The organism is Streptomyces sp. NPDC052012 (assembly GCF_040689265.1).
Taxonomy (GTDB): domain Bacteria; phylum Actinomycetota; class Actinomycetes; order Streptomycetales; family Streptomycetaceae; genus Streptomyces.
The window spans coordinates 99,189-112,201 of record NZ_JBFAXA010000008.1 but is presented as its reverse complement, the minus strand read 5'-3'; the positions used below and the strand labels follow the sequence as shown (position 1 = coordinate 112,201).

Genomic DNA, 13,013 nt, shown 5'->3' with positions numbered 1-13,013 from the left:
CCTCCCCCGGGACCGGGCCGGCCCGCCGCCGGGGCGCCGCCTCAGGCCAGCGGGGAACCGTAGAGGTCGTAGCTGCGGCGGCCGCGCAGCCGGGCGAGCGCCTCGTCGAGGACGCGCCGCTCCGCCGCGACCGGCCGGTCCGGCAGGGGCAGACCGAGCCGCCGGCACAGCCGGTACAGCGCGGCCGACGGCCAGGCGGGGTCCGCGAGGAACGGGTCGCCGTCGGCGGCGGACCGCTGCTCGCGCCACACCCCCAGGCAGGCCGCCGCCGCCAGCACCAGCGTGTAGCGGTCGGCGAGGGCCAGGCTGTGCGGGCTCGACAGCGCCGTGCGGTCGTTCTGCGGGACCTCCGCGAACGCCTTGCGCAGCCGGCCGAGTTCGGCGGTGAGGGTGCGGGCGAGGAAGCGCAGGGTTCCGTTGTCCGCGCCTCCGGCGACCGGTGTCTCCTCGAGCAGGTCGCTGCCGGCCACCAGGGTCGCGGCCAGCCGGTCGCCGTCGCCGAGGATCGCGGGCGCGGACAGGTCCAGCGGCGGCAGGTCCTCGTGCAACCGGAACAGGCCCGGCGGCGCCTCCGGGTCCATGAACCAGGTGTGCCGGGCGAAGAACGGCAGCTGCGGCAGGATGCTGACCTGGCGGCCCGCGCTGCCCGCGTGGCCCAGCGAGGTCACCGGCAGGTCCCTCAGCTGCTTCTGGAACACCCCGTACGCGCCCTCCTTGGCGAAGGTCAGCTCGCCCAGCACGGCGGACATCTCGTCCATGCTCTCGGCGACCAGCTTGGGCGCGAGATAGGCGGCGGCGGCCGCGTAGGCGCTGAGCTGCTTGGGCAGCAGGTGCAGCGCCCGGGTGCTCACCAGGGCGAGGCAGTCGATGAGCAGCAGGTCGAGGAAGGCCCCGGTGAGCACGTCCCGGACGTGCTGGACGTCGAGCGAGGAGCGTCCGTCGGCGCGGCGCCGGGCGGCGAACGCCGCGACCGTGCGCAGGGCCGTGTCCGCCCCGGCCAGCACGATCGACGGGATCACCCCGCGGATCACCAGGGAGGAGCGCAGGGACAGTTCGTAGCCGTCGCCGATCCGGCCGAGGACCGCGCTCGCCGGGACCGGGCAGTCGGTGATCCGCAGCCCGCCGAACTCGGTGCTGCGCATCCCGGTGGTGGCCCGGCGGCCCAGGTCCTCGACGCTGCCCGGCGGCAGCTCCTCCCGGTCGAGCAGCAGGACGGTGTGGCTGCGGCCGCCGCCCCTGGTCCCCGTCCGGGCGAAGACGACCAGGCCGCGGGCGCGGGAGGCGTTGGCGATGCCCGTCTTGCTGCCGCTGACCACGAGCGAGCCGTCGGGCCGCACGGTCGCGGTGAACTCGTCGCGGACGAAGTCGTTGCCGTGCGCGACCCCGTGCCGGGCGACCGCGATGCGGTGGCCGTCGAGGAGCAGCCGGGCCACCTTGGCGCGCTGTGCGTCGGTGCCGGCGGTCCACACCGGGGTCGCGGCGAAGAAGCAGTTCAGGCCGTAGGCGAAGCCGAGGGAGGCGTCGCGCCGGAAGACCGGGCGCAGCAGCCGCCCGAGGACGTCCATGCGGCGCAGCCTGCCGCCGAGCGGCGCGGGGACGAACTCGGCGTTGAGCCCGTAGGCGTCGAGGACGCGTTCGGCCGCGGGCAGGGTCTCGCCCGCCGCGTCGGCCTCCAGCAGGGCTCTGCCGCCGAGGGGGTTGGTGTCGTCGTCGAGGGGGCCGAAGGAACGCTCCAGGGCGTCGATGCGGTGCTGTGCCGCGTCCTCGCACCCCTCGCGCACCGGCCCGTTCACCGTGCTCATGCCGCCGTTCCCGCCGTCAGCGGCTCGATGCCCGGGTCGAGCCGGGCGTGCAGGGGGGTGAGTTCCCCGCGCAGGAACATCCGGCGCATCGCCGCGCGTTCGACCTTGCCGCTCGCGGTACGGCGGACGGTGCCCGAGCGGACCAGCAGGATGCCGCCCGTGCGGATCTCGTACTCCTCGCCGATCCTGGTCTCCACCGCCCCCGCGAGGGCGTCCGGATCGATGTCGTAGTGGCCCCGGTCGCGCAGCTCCTGCACGACGACGACCCGTTCACGCCCCTCGGTGTCCGGCACGGAGAAGACGGTCGCGGCGCCGAACAGCGGGTCGATCTGCTGGACGGTGCGCTCCAGGTCCTGCGGATACAGGTTGCGGCCCGCGATCACGATCATGTCCTTGATGCGGCCGGTGACGTGGAGGAGCCCGTCCCGGACGGTGCCGAGGTCGCCGGTGCGCAGATGGCCGCCGAGGCCGCCGAGCCGGGCGTCGAAGGTCTCGGACGTCTCGGCGGGGCGGCGCCAGTAGCCGGGGGCGACGCCGGCGCCGCGCACCCAGATCTCCCCGATGCGGCCGTCGGGCAGTTCGGTGCCGGTGTCCGGGTCGACGATCCGTATCTCGGTGCCGGCGGCCGGCGGTCCGCAGGCCACGAGCGGGCGGTGCGGGGCGTCGCCGGGGGCGTCCAGGAGCCGGTGCGCCTCCAGCGCGGCAGGGTCGGCGGGGCGGGGCCGTACGGGTGCCGGTTCCGCGGCGCCGGAGACCAGGAGGGTGGCTTCGGCGAGCCCGTAGCAGGGGGTGAGCGCCTCGGGGCGCAGCCCGGCGGCGGCGAAGCGCTCGGCGAAGGCGCGCAGGGTCTCGGCGCGCACCGGTTCGCCGCCGTTGACGGCGACGCGCCAGCCGGACAGGTCCAGTCCCGCGAGCTGGAGGTCGGTGACCCGGCGCAGGCACAGGTCGTAGGCGAAGTCCGGGCCGCCGCTGACGGTGAGCCGGTAGCGGGACACCGTCCGAAGCCAGTGCGCCGGCTTCTTCACGAAGGCCGCCGGCGACAGCAGGACGGCGGTGGTGCCGAGCCACAGCGGGTGCAGCAACTGTCCCACCAGGCCCATGTCGTGGTGGAACGGCAGCCAGCCGCCGATCCGGGACTCCGCTCCGGTGCCGAGGGCCCGCCGGATGGCCTCCTGGTTGGCCACGAGGTTCCCGTGGGTGATCATCACTCCGCGTGGCTCGCGGGTGGAGCCGGAGGTGTACTGGAGGTAGGCGACGTCCTGCGGGGCCGCGCGGTACGGCTCGGCGTCCGCGGCGGGCGTGGCCTCCTCCTGCCCGGGGTGCGGCAGGTCGGCCGGGGCGCAGACGACGTCGCCGAAGCCGGTGCGGGCCAGCAGCTGCGACACGTCGGGCGCGTCGCGCGCCTCGGTGAGGACGCAGCTCGCGGCGGCGTCCTTGACGATCCCGGCGATCCGCTCGTCGTGGTGGCCGCGCCCGCCGGGCGGCGCCACCGGAACGGCGACGGCCCCGGCGTACAGGCAGGCCAGGAAGCTCGCGGCGAACAGGCGCCGGGACGACTGGAGGATCAGCACCCGGTCACCGGGCACGGTGTGCCGGCGCAGGCGGGCCGCGAGGAGGCGGGCGTGCCGGTCGAGGGCGCCGTAGCCGATCTCCTCGGGCACGAGCTGCCCCTCGCGCTCGGTCAGCAGGACGAGGGCGGTCCGCTCGGGCCGGGCGGCGGCCGTGGCGCGGAAGACGTCGGTGAACAGCCGGGGGGCGGGGGCGCTCATCGCGGGGGCGCTCATCGCCGGCCCCGCGGCGGCTGCGCCGTCCAGGAGACCGGCGCCGTGCGGCCCTCGCCCCGGACGGTCCACCCGGCGCGCGGCGCGGGCGCGGGCGTGTCCCCGGAGCGCGCCCGCATCCGCAGCCGCGCGAGCAGCACGGCCGTCACGGCAGCGAGCTCCGCCGCGTCCGGATTCTGGTGGAGCACGGTGATTGCTGTCTCTTCTGCCATGACGGCAGGGTGCGCCCACCCGCTCGAGCTGGGCTCGCGCGCCGAACGCGCGGAAGCCGGGGACGTGTCGTCCCCGGCTTCTCGCGGTGGTCATCAGTCGCGTTCGTGCGCGCGTTCGTAGGCGACGAGGCGGCTGTGCTCGACGGTGAGGTCGGCCGTCTCGCGCAGGGCGTCGAGGGACTGCTGCCAGCCCTCGCCGGAGAGGGTGCGGGCGCACGTCCCGGTGTCGCGCCACCACAGCACACCCGTGTACGACAGCGGGCGGATCGTCGAGCGGAGCAGGTCGCTGCCGCCGAAGCCGCCGGTCTCCTGGCAGCGGTCGCCCAGCAGGGCGAAGCGCTTCTCCAGCTCGGCGCACTCGCCGCGCGCCCGCGCCCGGAGGAGAACGACGCCGGCCGAGCCGACCGCGGTCGGCTCGTGCAGGATCCGCCGGACGCTGACGGCCTGGTCCGCCACGGTGTGCACCTTCGCCCCGAGCCGGCGGACCTGCTCGGTGAAGGTGTCGTCGTGCACGGTGTCCAGGAAGCCGCGCAGGCTCCGCCAGTGCCCCAGGTGCACATACACCCGGGGGTCGTCCACCAGACGGACCGTCACCAGGAAGTCGAAGCCCGCGCGCCGGCGCAGGAACTGGGAGTGCGCGCGGAACTCCCGCTCGAACTCCGCGATGTCGTCCTTGACCTCGAACCGGTTGACGACGGTCACCGGCCCGTCGAGATCACGTACGGGCACGGGCTTCCTCCGCGAATCGGCCGGCGTGGCGCAGGGTCGCCGAACTGTTGCCGCCCAGCGCCTTGCGCACCAGGTCGCGTGCCTCTTGGAGGGTGGCGTCGGAGCCGAGGGCGCTGCGCACGCCCTCCGGGTCCAGGGTGACCGTGTGCCAGGAGGTGGCCCGCACGGTGCCGTCGCCGAGCGGCTCGATCTCCCAGCGCCCGGTGTGCCCGCTCATCGCGACGGGCACCCTGAGCTGCTTGTAGACGATCTCCCGGCGGTCCACGAAGAGGACCCTGATCGAGGTGGTGTTGTGCAGGGAGCCGTCCGGGCTGCGGGTGTCCATGTCCATGTGCTGGACGCCGCCGTCCTCCTCGGTGAGGTCGAGCCGGGCGACGTGCGGCAGCCGCTGCGGCCACAGGTCGGCGCGGGCGAGGAAGGCGTAGACGTCGGCCGCGTCGCCGTGGACGATCTGCGTGTCGGAGAAGGTCATGCGCAGTTCGTCGCCACTCGCGCCGAGTTCGGCGGCCTTCTTCAGGGCGGCCAGCTCCGCGGTGCTGTTGCGGTCCACGGCACGGGCGATCAGGGCCTCGGCCTCCGGGTCGTCGCCGACGGCGCGGTAGTCGTGCAGCAGGACGACGCGGGCGGTGCCGTCGTCGCGCTCCTCGATCCGCCACTCGCCGCCCATGGCGGCGACCGGCGGGGCGGGGACGACCTGGCGGAAGACGATTCGGCGGGTGGCGGGGTCGAGGACGCGGCGCGAGGTCCACGCCCGGACCCGGCCCTCGGCCGTCGCCCAGATCCGCAGGGTCTGCTCGCCGCCGCGCTCCGGGTCGGCGTCCTGGAGGACCTCGACGTGCACGGTGGGTCCGAAGACCTGCGGCCACGCGGAGACGTCCGCGACGAGCCGGTAGACGTCCGCCGGCGGCGCGGCGACGCTGATGGAGTGTTCCGTGACCTTGGTCGCCGATGTGTCGGACAGTGCGGTCGCCACGGCGTACCTTCCCTTCGGTGCGGCCGTGTGAACGGCGGATTCAACAGTGGCAGGCATGCGCTCGAGGGCGGGTCGAGCGCGGGTGGACCGGTGCTGTTCAGCGGGGCGGCCCGGCGTGGCCGGGGGTGCCGGTGATCTCCACGACGGCGCAGCCCCAGCTGTAGCCCGCCCCGACACCGACGAGGACCAGCAGGTCGCCGGGCGTTGCCCGTCCGGTGCCGGCGAGGTGGTCGAGGCCGGCGAACTGGTCGCCCGCGCCCAGGTGTCCCACGGTGCGGCTCCACTCCCAGGTGGTGCGCCGCGGGTCGATCCCGAACGGCGTGTAGTAGATGGACTGGAGCCTGCGCCGGCCGAAGTGCGGCAGCAGCACCCACCGCGCGTCGGCCAGGTCGATGCCGGCGTCGGCGCAGGCCTGCTTGATGACGGTCTGCTGGCCTTGGTGCGCGCGGTTGACGGCGTACGACATGCCGGTGCGGCCGATGAAGGCGCGTTTGGCCTCCTCGAAGTCCACCGGCACGCGATGCGCGAACGGCGCCTTGGTGAACGGGTCGTCGCCCCGGTGCATGGGCTCGAGGCCGGGGTCGGCGAACAGGGCGAGGGAGAGCAGGCGCGCGTACCCGCCGCGCCGGGACAGCACGAGGGCGGTCGCACCGTCGGCGTACGGCGTGCCCGGGTCGGTGCGCCAGCGGTCGATGCCGGGCTCGCAGAAGCGGTCGGCGGTGGTCAGCAGGGCGTCGGGGGCGCTGTGGTGACCGGCGGTCAGGTAGGCGGTGGCGAGATCCAGGGCGGCGAGTCCGCCGTTGGACATCTGCCGGATCTCCAGGGCGGGGCAGCTGTTCCCGGTCGCCTCGCGCTGGATGTAGGAGGCGACAGGCCACAGGTCCTGGCCCTGGTGGTAGGTGTCGGCGTGCAGGATCAGCCCGACGTCCCCGGGGCCGGACCCGGCGCGGGCCAGGGCCTCGCGGGCGGCGACGGCCGCCATCTCGGCGGCCGACTCGTCGGGCGAGTACGCCACGGACTCCATGCCGGTGGCGGTGGCGATCCGCGCGGGGCAGTCGCCGGACGCCACGGCGTCCTCGACGCGGAGCCGGGACGGCAGGCGGACCGCGGTTCCACGGATCCAAGTGTCTTCGACACGCACGGACGGTGCCTTTCGTCGGGATGCTGATGCGCCGCGGGGTTCAGGCCGGTTGAGCGGTGCAGGTGCGCCGGGCCCGGTCGCGCGGTTCGCCGCGCTCCTGGAGGAACGGCCTGCGGCCGTCGGTCCGTACGTCGTCCAGCAGCACGTAGTGCACCGCGTCCAGCAGGGCCCGCCAGCTGGCGGTGACCGTGTTCTCGTCCACGCCGACGGTGCCCCAGCGCCGGTCGCCGTCACGGAACTGGGCGAGGACCCGGGCGGCGGCACCGCTGCCGGTCTCGCCGCTGAGCACCCGCACCCGGTAGTCGACCAGTTCGAGGCGGGCGAGCTGCGGGAAGTACGGGTCGAGCGCCCGGTGCAGCGCGGTGTCGAGGGCGTTGACGGGCCCGTTGCCGCGGCCCGTCGCGGCGAGCGGGACACCGTCGACGTTCAGCCGTACGCCGGCCTCGGTGCGCACCTCGCCGTCCGGGCGGCGGACGACGGACACCTGCCAGGAGTCGACCTCGAAGGGCGGCGCCGGCGTGCTGCCCGCCAGTTCCTCGCGCAGCAGCAGTTCGAAGGAGGCGTCGGCGCTCTCGAAGCTGTAGCCCCGGCTCTCCAGCTCCTTCACCCGGGCGGCGGCCCGAGCGCTCTGCGCGGACCCGGCGTCCACCGTGTAGCCCAGCTCGCGTGCCTTCAGCTCGATGGAGGAGCGGCCGCCCACGTCGGAGACGAGGGTGCGCATGGTGTTGCCGACCCGCTCGGGGTCGATGTGCTGGTACAGGTCCGGGTCGATGCGCAGCGCGGAGGCGTGCAACCCGGCCTTGTGGGTGAACGCGGAGACGCCGACGTAGGGCGCGGACGGGTCGGAGGGGACGCCGGTCAGCTCGGTGATCGTGCGGGCCGTCGCGGCGAGCGAGCCGAGCAGGGCGGGGTCGGCGACCTCGCGGCCCCGCTTGAGGGCGAGGTTGCCGAGGACGGTGAAGAGGTTGGCGTTGCCGCACCGCTCGCCGTACCCGTGCGCGGTGCCCTGCACGTGGACCGCCCCGGCGTCGACGGCGGCCATCGTGTTGGCGACGGCGCAGCCGGTGTCGTCGTGGCAGTGGATGCCGACCGACGCGCCGGTCGCGGCGATCGTGTCGGCGACGACCGTGCCGATCTCGTCGGGCAGGCAGCCGCCGTTGGTGTCGCACAGCACGATCGTCTCGGCCCCGGCCTCGGCGGCGATCCGCACGGCTTCGAGGGCGTACTCGCGGTTGAGGCGGTAGCCGTCGAAGTAGTGCTCGGCGTCGAGGAACACCCGGCGGCCCGCGCTCACCAGATGGCGCACCGTGCTGCCGATCATCGCGAGGTTCTCGGCGAGGGTGGTACGCAGGGCGTGGTGCACGTGCCCGGTGTGGCTCTTGGCGACGAGCGTCACCACCGGCGTCTCGGCCGCGAGCAGCGCCCGCACCTGCGGGTCGCCGGAGACGGCCGCGCCGGGCCTGCGGGTGGCGCCGAAGGCGACCAGCTCGGCGTGCTCGAGGTCGAGCTCGGTCCGGGCGCGGCGGAAGAACTCCGTGTCCCGGGGCACGGCGCCGGGCCAGCCGCCCTCGATGTAGCCCACCCCGAGGGCGTCCAGGTGGCGGGCGACGGCCAGTTTGTCGTCGACCGTCAGGACCATGCCCTCCTGCTGGCTGCCGTCGCGCAGGGTCGTGTCGTAGAGCTGGAAACTCCGCTCGCTCATCTGCCGCCCTCCCTCTGTGTCAGCGGTGGCCGGCGGGCCCCCGCCGCCGCGGCTCGAACGGTCCAGCGACCACCCTGAGCACAGGTGGAGACGCACTGGAGCGCCCGGAGCCGCGCCGGGGCCCGCCGGTCCACCCGGATTCGAGGGCGGCCCGTGATGCTGGGGTGCGTTGGGTCGCGTCCCGGTGAGGACTGGACCCGGACCACACGACCAGGAGGGCCCCATGACCACCGAAGAGATCCCCGCGAAGGCCAAGGAGGTGCGGCTCGCGCACCACCTGGACGGCGCGCTGACTCTCGAGCACTTCGAGCTGGCCGAGGTGGAGGTTCCCGAGCCCGGCGACGGCGAGGTGCTGGTGCGCTACCAGTACCTGCAGCTGGCCGCCGTGATGCAGGACCTGATGAAGCCGGACCCGAGCCTGCCGATGCCCGGCTACCAGCCGGGCGCCCCGATGTGGGGCGCCGCGGTCGGGGTCGTGGTGAAGTCGAACAGCCCCGATCTGGCCGCGGGCGACCTCGTCGAGGGCATGGACGGTTTCAAGGAGTTCTCGGCCGGACCGGCCGGCGACTACTTCAAGCTCGACCCGGATGCCTTCCCCAGCCCCGTCCACTATCTGACGCAAGGCCCGACCGCCTACCACGGCATGGTCGACATCGCGGAGGCCGGTGAGGGCGACACGGTGTTCGTCTCCGGCGCGGCCGGCGGCGTCGGCTCGCTCGCGGGCCAGATCGCCAAGTGCCGGGGCGCCAAACGGGTCATCGGGGCCGCGGGCAGCAAGGCGAAGGTCGAGTACCTGGTGAACGAGCTCGGCTACGACGCCGCGTTCGACTACCACGACGGCCCCGTCGTGGACCGGCTGCGCGAGCTGGCCCCCGACGGCATCGACGTCTTCTTCGACACGGTCGGCGGCGAACAGTTCGAGGCAGCCGTGCAGGCGGCGGCGCCGGGCGCCCGCTTCGCGCTGTGCGGCGCGCTGTCGGGCCAGGTCGGCGATGCGGAGGGGGCGTTCCCGCGCCTGGACGTGATGACCGCCATCGTCAAGCAGCTCGTCATCCGGCCGTTCGCGACGTACCACACGCCCGAGCAGATCTGGGCGTGGAACTCGCACTTCGCCCAGTGGCTGGGCGAGGGCCGGTTCGTGCTGCCGCAGACCGTCGTGGAGGGCGGCCTGGAGGCGGCGCCGCAGGCGCTGATCGACCTGCTCAGGGGCAGGTACACGGGCAACCTCGTGGTGAAGCTGTCATGAGCGGGGCCGGCCGGCACTTCGCGTTCTTCAACATCCCGGCCACCGGCCACCTCGTCCCCACGCTGGGCGTGGTCGAGGAGCTGGTCCGCCGGGGCCACCGGGTGACCTACGCGGCGACCGAGGCGTACGCGGACCTGATCGCCTCCACGGGCGCGACCGTCCTGCCGTACACCTCGTCCATCGACCCGCAGACGATCGTGCCCGCGGGGGCGGAGGACTGGCTCGCCCGGGTGCTGCTCGGCAATGTGCGCGAGGGCGCCGCGACGGCCCCGGTGTTCGAGGAGCACTTCCGCGGTGACCTGCCGGACGTGCTGGCGTACGACATCTCCGTGCAGTTCCTCGGCGGGGTGCTGACCCGCAAGTGGGACCGGCCCGGGGTGAAGTTCTACTCCGTGTCGCCGACGAACCGGAGCATCCCCCGTCAGGCCGTCGGGCCGGCGTACGACCGGATCGAGGCCGAGCTGCGGGACTTCGCCGCCGCGCACGGTGTCACGGGCGTGTCGTTCGACGAACTCGTCGACGATCCCGCGGCGTTGAACCTGGTGTCCGTGCCGCGCGCCTTCCAGTACCGGCAGGAGACCTTCGAGGAGGAGCGGTTCGCCTTCGTCGGGCCGTGTCTGCGGGAGAGCGACCTGGCGGCTGGCTGGGAGCCGCCGGCGAGCGGCCGTCCCGTGGTGCTGATCTCGCTCGGCACGAGCTTCAACGCGCAGCCGGAGTTCTTCCGGATGTGCGTGGAGGCGCTGCGGGGTCTGCCCTGGCACACGGTGCTCGTCACGGGGCCCGGCGTGGACCGGGCGGCGCTCGGGCCGCTGCCGGAGCATGTCGAGGTCCACGCGTGGCTGCCGCTCCAGGCGGTGCTCGCGCACACCAGCGTCTTCGTGTGCCACGGGGGCTGGGGGACGGTCATGCAGTCGCTGTACGCGGGGACGCCCATGGTGGTCGTGCCGCAGGTCGGCGAGACCGACCAACTGGCGCACCAGCTCGTCGACCTGAACCTGGGCCGGGTGCTCGGACGCGAGGAGGTCACCGCCGCGTTGCTGCGCGACGCGGTGACTGCGGTGGCCGGGGACGAGGCGGTCCGGGAGAGCGTCGCCGAGATGCGGGGGCATGTCCGCGCGGCGGGCGGCGCGGCGCGGGCGGCGGACGAGATGCTGGCGCACCTGCGGCGGCACGAGCGGCGTCGCGTGGCGGCGTGACGGGAGACCCGTGCGGCGTGACGGGAGACCGTACGGCGTGACGGGATGACCGTGCGGTCGCGCGAAGGGCCGGATCCCTGCGGGGTTCCGGCCCTTCGTCGTGCCGCTGCCCACCTGTTCCTCAGGCCGCCCCCGCCACGAACAGGCCCCGGCCGTTCTGGACACCCGGGACGTACGTCACCTCGAAGCCCGCCGCGTGGAACGCCGACTCGTACTGGGCCCGGGTGAACAGGGTCGCCCGGTGGGTCTCCGTGAAATGGTGGACGCCCTTCTCGCGGTCGGCGACCACGTAGTGGACCTCCATGCGGCTGGCGTCCCCGTCGCGCACCGTGTGGGAGACGCGGGCGATGCGGCGGGCGCCCGACTCCACCACGTCGGCGGCGACATGGCCCGGCAGGAACGTCTCCGGGAACCACCACGGCTCGACGGCCACCGCGCCGCCCGGAGCCAGGTGCCGGGCGAAGCAGCGCAGGGCGGCGGTCAGTTCGGCCTCCGACGTGAGGTAGCCGACCGACGCGAACAGACAGGTGACGACGGAGTAGGTGCGGCCCAGGTCGAAGTCGCGCATGTCGGCGACCGACACCGGCACCCCGGGAAGCCTGCGGCGGGCGGACTCCAGCATGGCCGCGGAGAGGTCGACGCCCTCCACCCGGTCGAAGTGGTCCCGGAAGACCTCCAGGTGGGCGCCGGTGCCGCAGGCCACGTCCAGCAGGGAGGCGGTGTCCTTCGTCCGCGTCCGGATGAGGTCGAGGACGGTCTGCGCCTCCGCCGGGAAGTCCTTCCCGCGGGCGCTGTGGGTCAGGTCGTAGATCTCCGCCGCTTCGGCGCCGTACATGAAGATCACCTCGAATGGCCGTTCGGGCACGGCGACTTGCCGCCTCGGTCAGGGTCCGGCGGCGCGGTCGACCGCCGCTCGATCGGCGCTCGGCCCGGGCGTGGCAGGCTGACCACCGGGGTCCGCGCAGGGGCGGAGCCCGTCCCGCCGCAGTCGAGGAGGAACCCCGCGCATGGCCGGCAGCAAGCAGCCCGCAGCCCCGAGCCCGTCCTGGGCCGACGTGCGCGCCCGCCGGCTGGCCCGGCACAGCCTGGACGTGCCCGCGCCCGCCGCACGGACGGCGGACGTCGTCGCGGCCATGGGCGGGGCCCACGCGCAGGTCATGTCGGCGGCCGAGCTGTCGATCGGGCTGCGGACGGCCGGGACCACCCGCGCGGACGTGCGGCGCGCCCTGTGGGAGGACCGCACCCTGGTCAAGACGTTCGGGCCGCGCGGCACCGTGCATCTGCTGCCCGCGGCCGAACTCCCGCTGTGGACCGGCGCGCTGGCCGCCGTCCCGGCCGCGGGCGGCGGGCTTCCGCAGGCGGCCCGGCTGGACGCGGCGCAGACGGACGCCGTGGTCGAGGCGGTCGCCGACGCGCTGAGGGCCGACGAGCCGCCGACCGTGGACGAGCTGAGCGACGCGGTGATCGAGCGGCTGGGCCCCTGGGCCGCCGACCCCGTGGTGCCCGGCTTCTCCGGCATGTGGCCGCGCTGGCGGCAGGCCCTGCACACGGCCGGACACCGGGGCGCGCTGTGCTTCGGACCCGACCGCGGCCGGAAGGTCACCTACACCAGCCCGGACCGCTGGCTGCCCGGCTTCACCCCCATGGACCCGGACAAGGCCCTCGCCGAGGTCGTCCGGCGCTATCTGCGGTCCTACGGGCCGGCGACCGCCCAGCACTTCGCCCAGTGGCTGAGTGCGCCACGGCGCTGGGCGGCCGGGCTGTTCGCCTCACTGGGTGACGAACTCAGGCCCGTGGAGGGCGTGTCGGGGGACGACACCGTGTGGTACGAGGCGGCCGACGAGGAGCCGTACGAGGGGGCCGCCGAGCCGGGTCGCGTCAGGCTGCTGCCCTACTTCGACGCCTACGCCGTGGGGAGCCACCCCCGGGAGCTGGTCTATCCGGGGGTCGCCGCCGAGCGGGCGCTGTCGAGGGGGCAGGCGGGCACGGTGCAGGTGCTCGCCGTCGACGGGGTGGTGGCCGGGGTGTGGCACCAGAAGCGTTCCGGGCGGAAGGTCGCGCTCACCGTGGAGGCGTTCGGGAAGCTGTCCCGGGCGCAGCTCGCCCAGGTGGAGGAGCAGGCGGCGCGGGTCGGGGAGATCCTGGAGGCGGTGCCGGTGCTGACCATGGGGCCGGTGGACACCGGCAGGCATCTCTGATCCCGTGCCCCTGCCCGGTCCAGCGGCGGTCGA

Annotated in this window: 11 protein-coding genes; 3 read left to right on the top strand and 8 right to left on the bottom strand. The window is 74.5% G+C overall.

Features of this window, described 5'->3' with window-relative positions; all coding sequences use genetic code 11:
* Positions 1 to 41 precede the first annotated feature (41 nt).
* From AB0412_RS16670 to cimA, 7 genes are all read right to left on the bottom strand, one after another.
* Positions 42 to 1,802 (bottom strand): acyl-CoA dehydrogenase family protein, encoded by a 1,761-nt coding sequence (locus AB0412_RS16670; protein ID WP_366403294.1) that lies wholly within the window; start codon positions 1,800 to 1,802, stop codon positions 42 to 44.
* Positions 1,799 to 3,571, bottom strand: coding sequence for a fatty acyl-AMP ligase (locus tag AB0412_RS16665; RefSeq protein ID WP_366403293.1), 1,773 nt, complete (start codon positions 3,569 to 3,571; stop codon positions 1,799 to 1,801). Before AB0412_RS16665 ends, AB0412_RS16670 begins: the two co-directional genes overlap by 4 nt.
* Before the next feature lie 11 nt (positions 3,572 to 3,582).
* Complete coding sequence (locus tag AB0412_RS16660; RefSeq protein ID WP_366403292.1) at positions 3,583 to 3,795, bottom strand: acyl-CoA carboxylase epsilon subunit; 213 nt, start codon at positions 3,793 to 3,795, stop codon at positions 3,583 to 3,585.
* A gap of 93 nt (positions 3,796 to 3,888) precedes the next feature.
* Positions 3,889 to 4,524 (bottom strand): antibiotic biosynthesis monooxygenase, encoded by a 636-nt coding sequence (locus tag AB0412_RS16655; RefSeq protein WP_366403291.1) that lies wholly within the window; start codon positions 4,522 to 4,524, stop codon positions 3,889 to 3,891.
* A complete protein-coding gene (locus AB0412_RS16650; RefSeq protein ID WP_366403290.1) occupies positions 4,511 to 5,497 on the bottom strand; it encodes an aromatase/cyclase in 987 nt (328 codons plus the stop codon). The genes AB0412_RS16655 and AB0412_RS16650 overlap by 14 nt, the downstream gene beginning before the upstream one ends.
* A 97-nt stretch (positions 5,498 to 5,594) precedes the next feature.
* Complete coding sequence (locus AB0412_RS16645; RefSeq protein ID WP_366403289.1) at positions 5,595 to 6,638, bottom strand: ketoacyl-ACP synthase III family protein; 1,044 nt, start codon at positions 6,636 to 6,638, stop codon at positions 5,595 to 5,597.
* A gap of 40 nt (positions 6,639 to 6,678) precedes the next feature.
* A complete protein-coding gene (gene cimA, locus AB0412_RS16640) occupies positions 6,679 to 8,340 on the bottom strand; it encodes a citramalate synthase (RefSeq protein ID WP_366403288.1) in 1,662 nt (553 codons plus the stop codon).
* A gap of 223 nt (positions 8,341 to 8,563) precedes the next feature.
* Here cimA and AB0412_RS16635 point away from each other — a divergent pair, with 223 nt between their 5' ends.
* Both AB0412_RS16635 and AB0412_RS16630 read left to right on the top strand, forming a co-directional pair.
* Positions 8,564 to 9,586, top strand: a complete 1,023-nt coding sequence (locus AB0412_RS16635) for an NADP-dependent oxidoreductase (RefSeq protein ID WP_366403287.1) — start codon at positions 8,564 to 8,566, stop codon at positions 9,584 to 9,586.
* Positions 9,583 to 10,782 (top strand): macrolide family glycosyltransferase, encoded by a 1,200-nt coding sequence (locus AB0412_RS16630; protein ID WP_366403286.1) that lies wholly within the window; start codon positions 9,583 to 9,585, stop codon positions 10,780 to 10,782. The genes AB0412_RS16635 and AB0412_RS16630 overlap by 4 nt, the downstream gene beginning before the upstream one ends.
* A gap of 121 nt (positions 10,783 to 10,903) precedes the next feature.
* Here the strand turns inward: AB0412_RS16630 and AB0412_RS16625 are convergent, their stop codons facing one another.
* Positions 10,904 to 11,647 carry a class I SAM-dependent methyltransferase gene (locus tag AB0412_RS16625; RefSeq protein ID WP_366403285.1) on the bottom strand — a complete coding sequence of 248 codons (744 nt, stop codon included), beginning with the start codon at positions 11,645 to 11,647 and terminating at the stop codon, positions 10,904 to 10,906.
* A 142-nt stretch (positions 11,648 to 11,789) separates the two neighbouring features.
* Between AB0412_RS16625 and AB0412_RS16620 the strand changes: the two genes are divergently transcribed.
* The gene (locus tag AB0412_RS16620; protein ID WP_366403284.1) at positions 11,790 to 12,980 is read left to right on the top strand and encodes a winged helix DNA-binding domain-containing protein; all 1,191 of its coding nucleotides are present in this window, start codon (positions 11,790 to 11,792) and stop codon (positions 12,978 to 12,980) included.
* The last annotated feature ends 33 nt before the right edge of the window (positions 12,981 to 13,013 follow it).

What these genes read in the sequence shown, in the direction of transcription:
- AB0412_RS16670 (WP_366403294.1), bottom strand. Translation starts at nt 1,802, where the DNA reads ATGAGCACGGTGAACGGGCCGGTGCGCGAGGGGTGCGAGGACGCGGCA.
- AB0412_RS16665 (WP_366403293.1), bottom strand. Translation starts at nt 3,571, where the DNA reads ATGAGCGCCCCCGCCCCCCGGCTGTTCACCGACGTCTTCCGCGCCACG.
- AB0412_RS16660 (WP_366403292.1), bottom strand. Translation starts at nt 3,795, where the DNA reads ATGGCAGAAGAGACAGCAATCACCGTGCTCCACCAGAATCCGGACGCG.
- cimA (WP_366403288.1), bottom strand. Translation starts at nt 8,340, where the DNA reads ATGAGCGAGCGGAGTTTCCAGCTCTACGACACGACCCTGCGCGACGGC.
- AB0412_RS16635 (WP_366403287.1), top strand. Translation starts at nt 8,564, where the DNA reads ATGACCACCGAAGAGATCCCCGCGAAGGCCAAGGAGGTGCGGCTCGCG.
- AB0412_RS16630 (WP_366403286.1), top strand. Translation starts at nt 9,583, where the DNA reads ATGAGCGGGGCCGGCCGGCACTTCGCGTTCTTCAACATCCCGGCCACC.
- AB0412_RS16620 (WP_366403284.1), top strand. Translation starts at nt 11,790, where the DNA reads ATGGCCGGCAGCAAGCAGCCCGCAGCCCCGAGCCCGTCCTGGGCCGAC.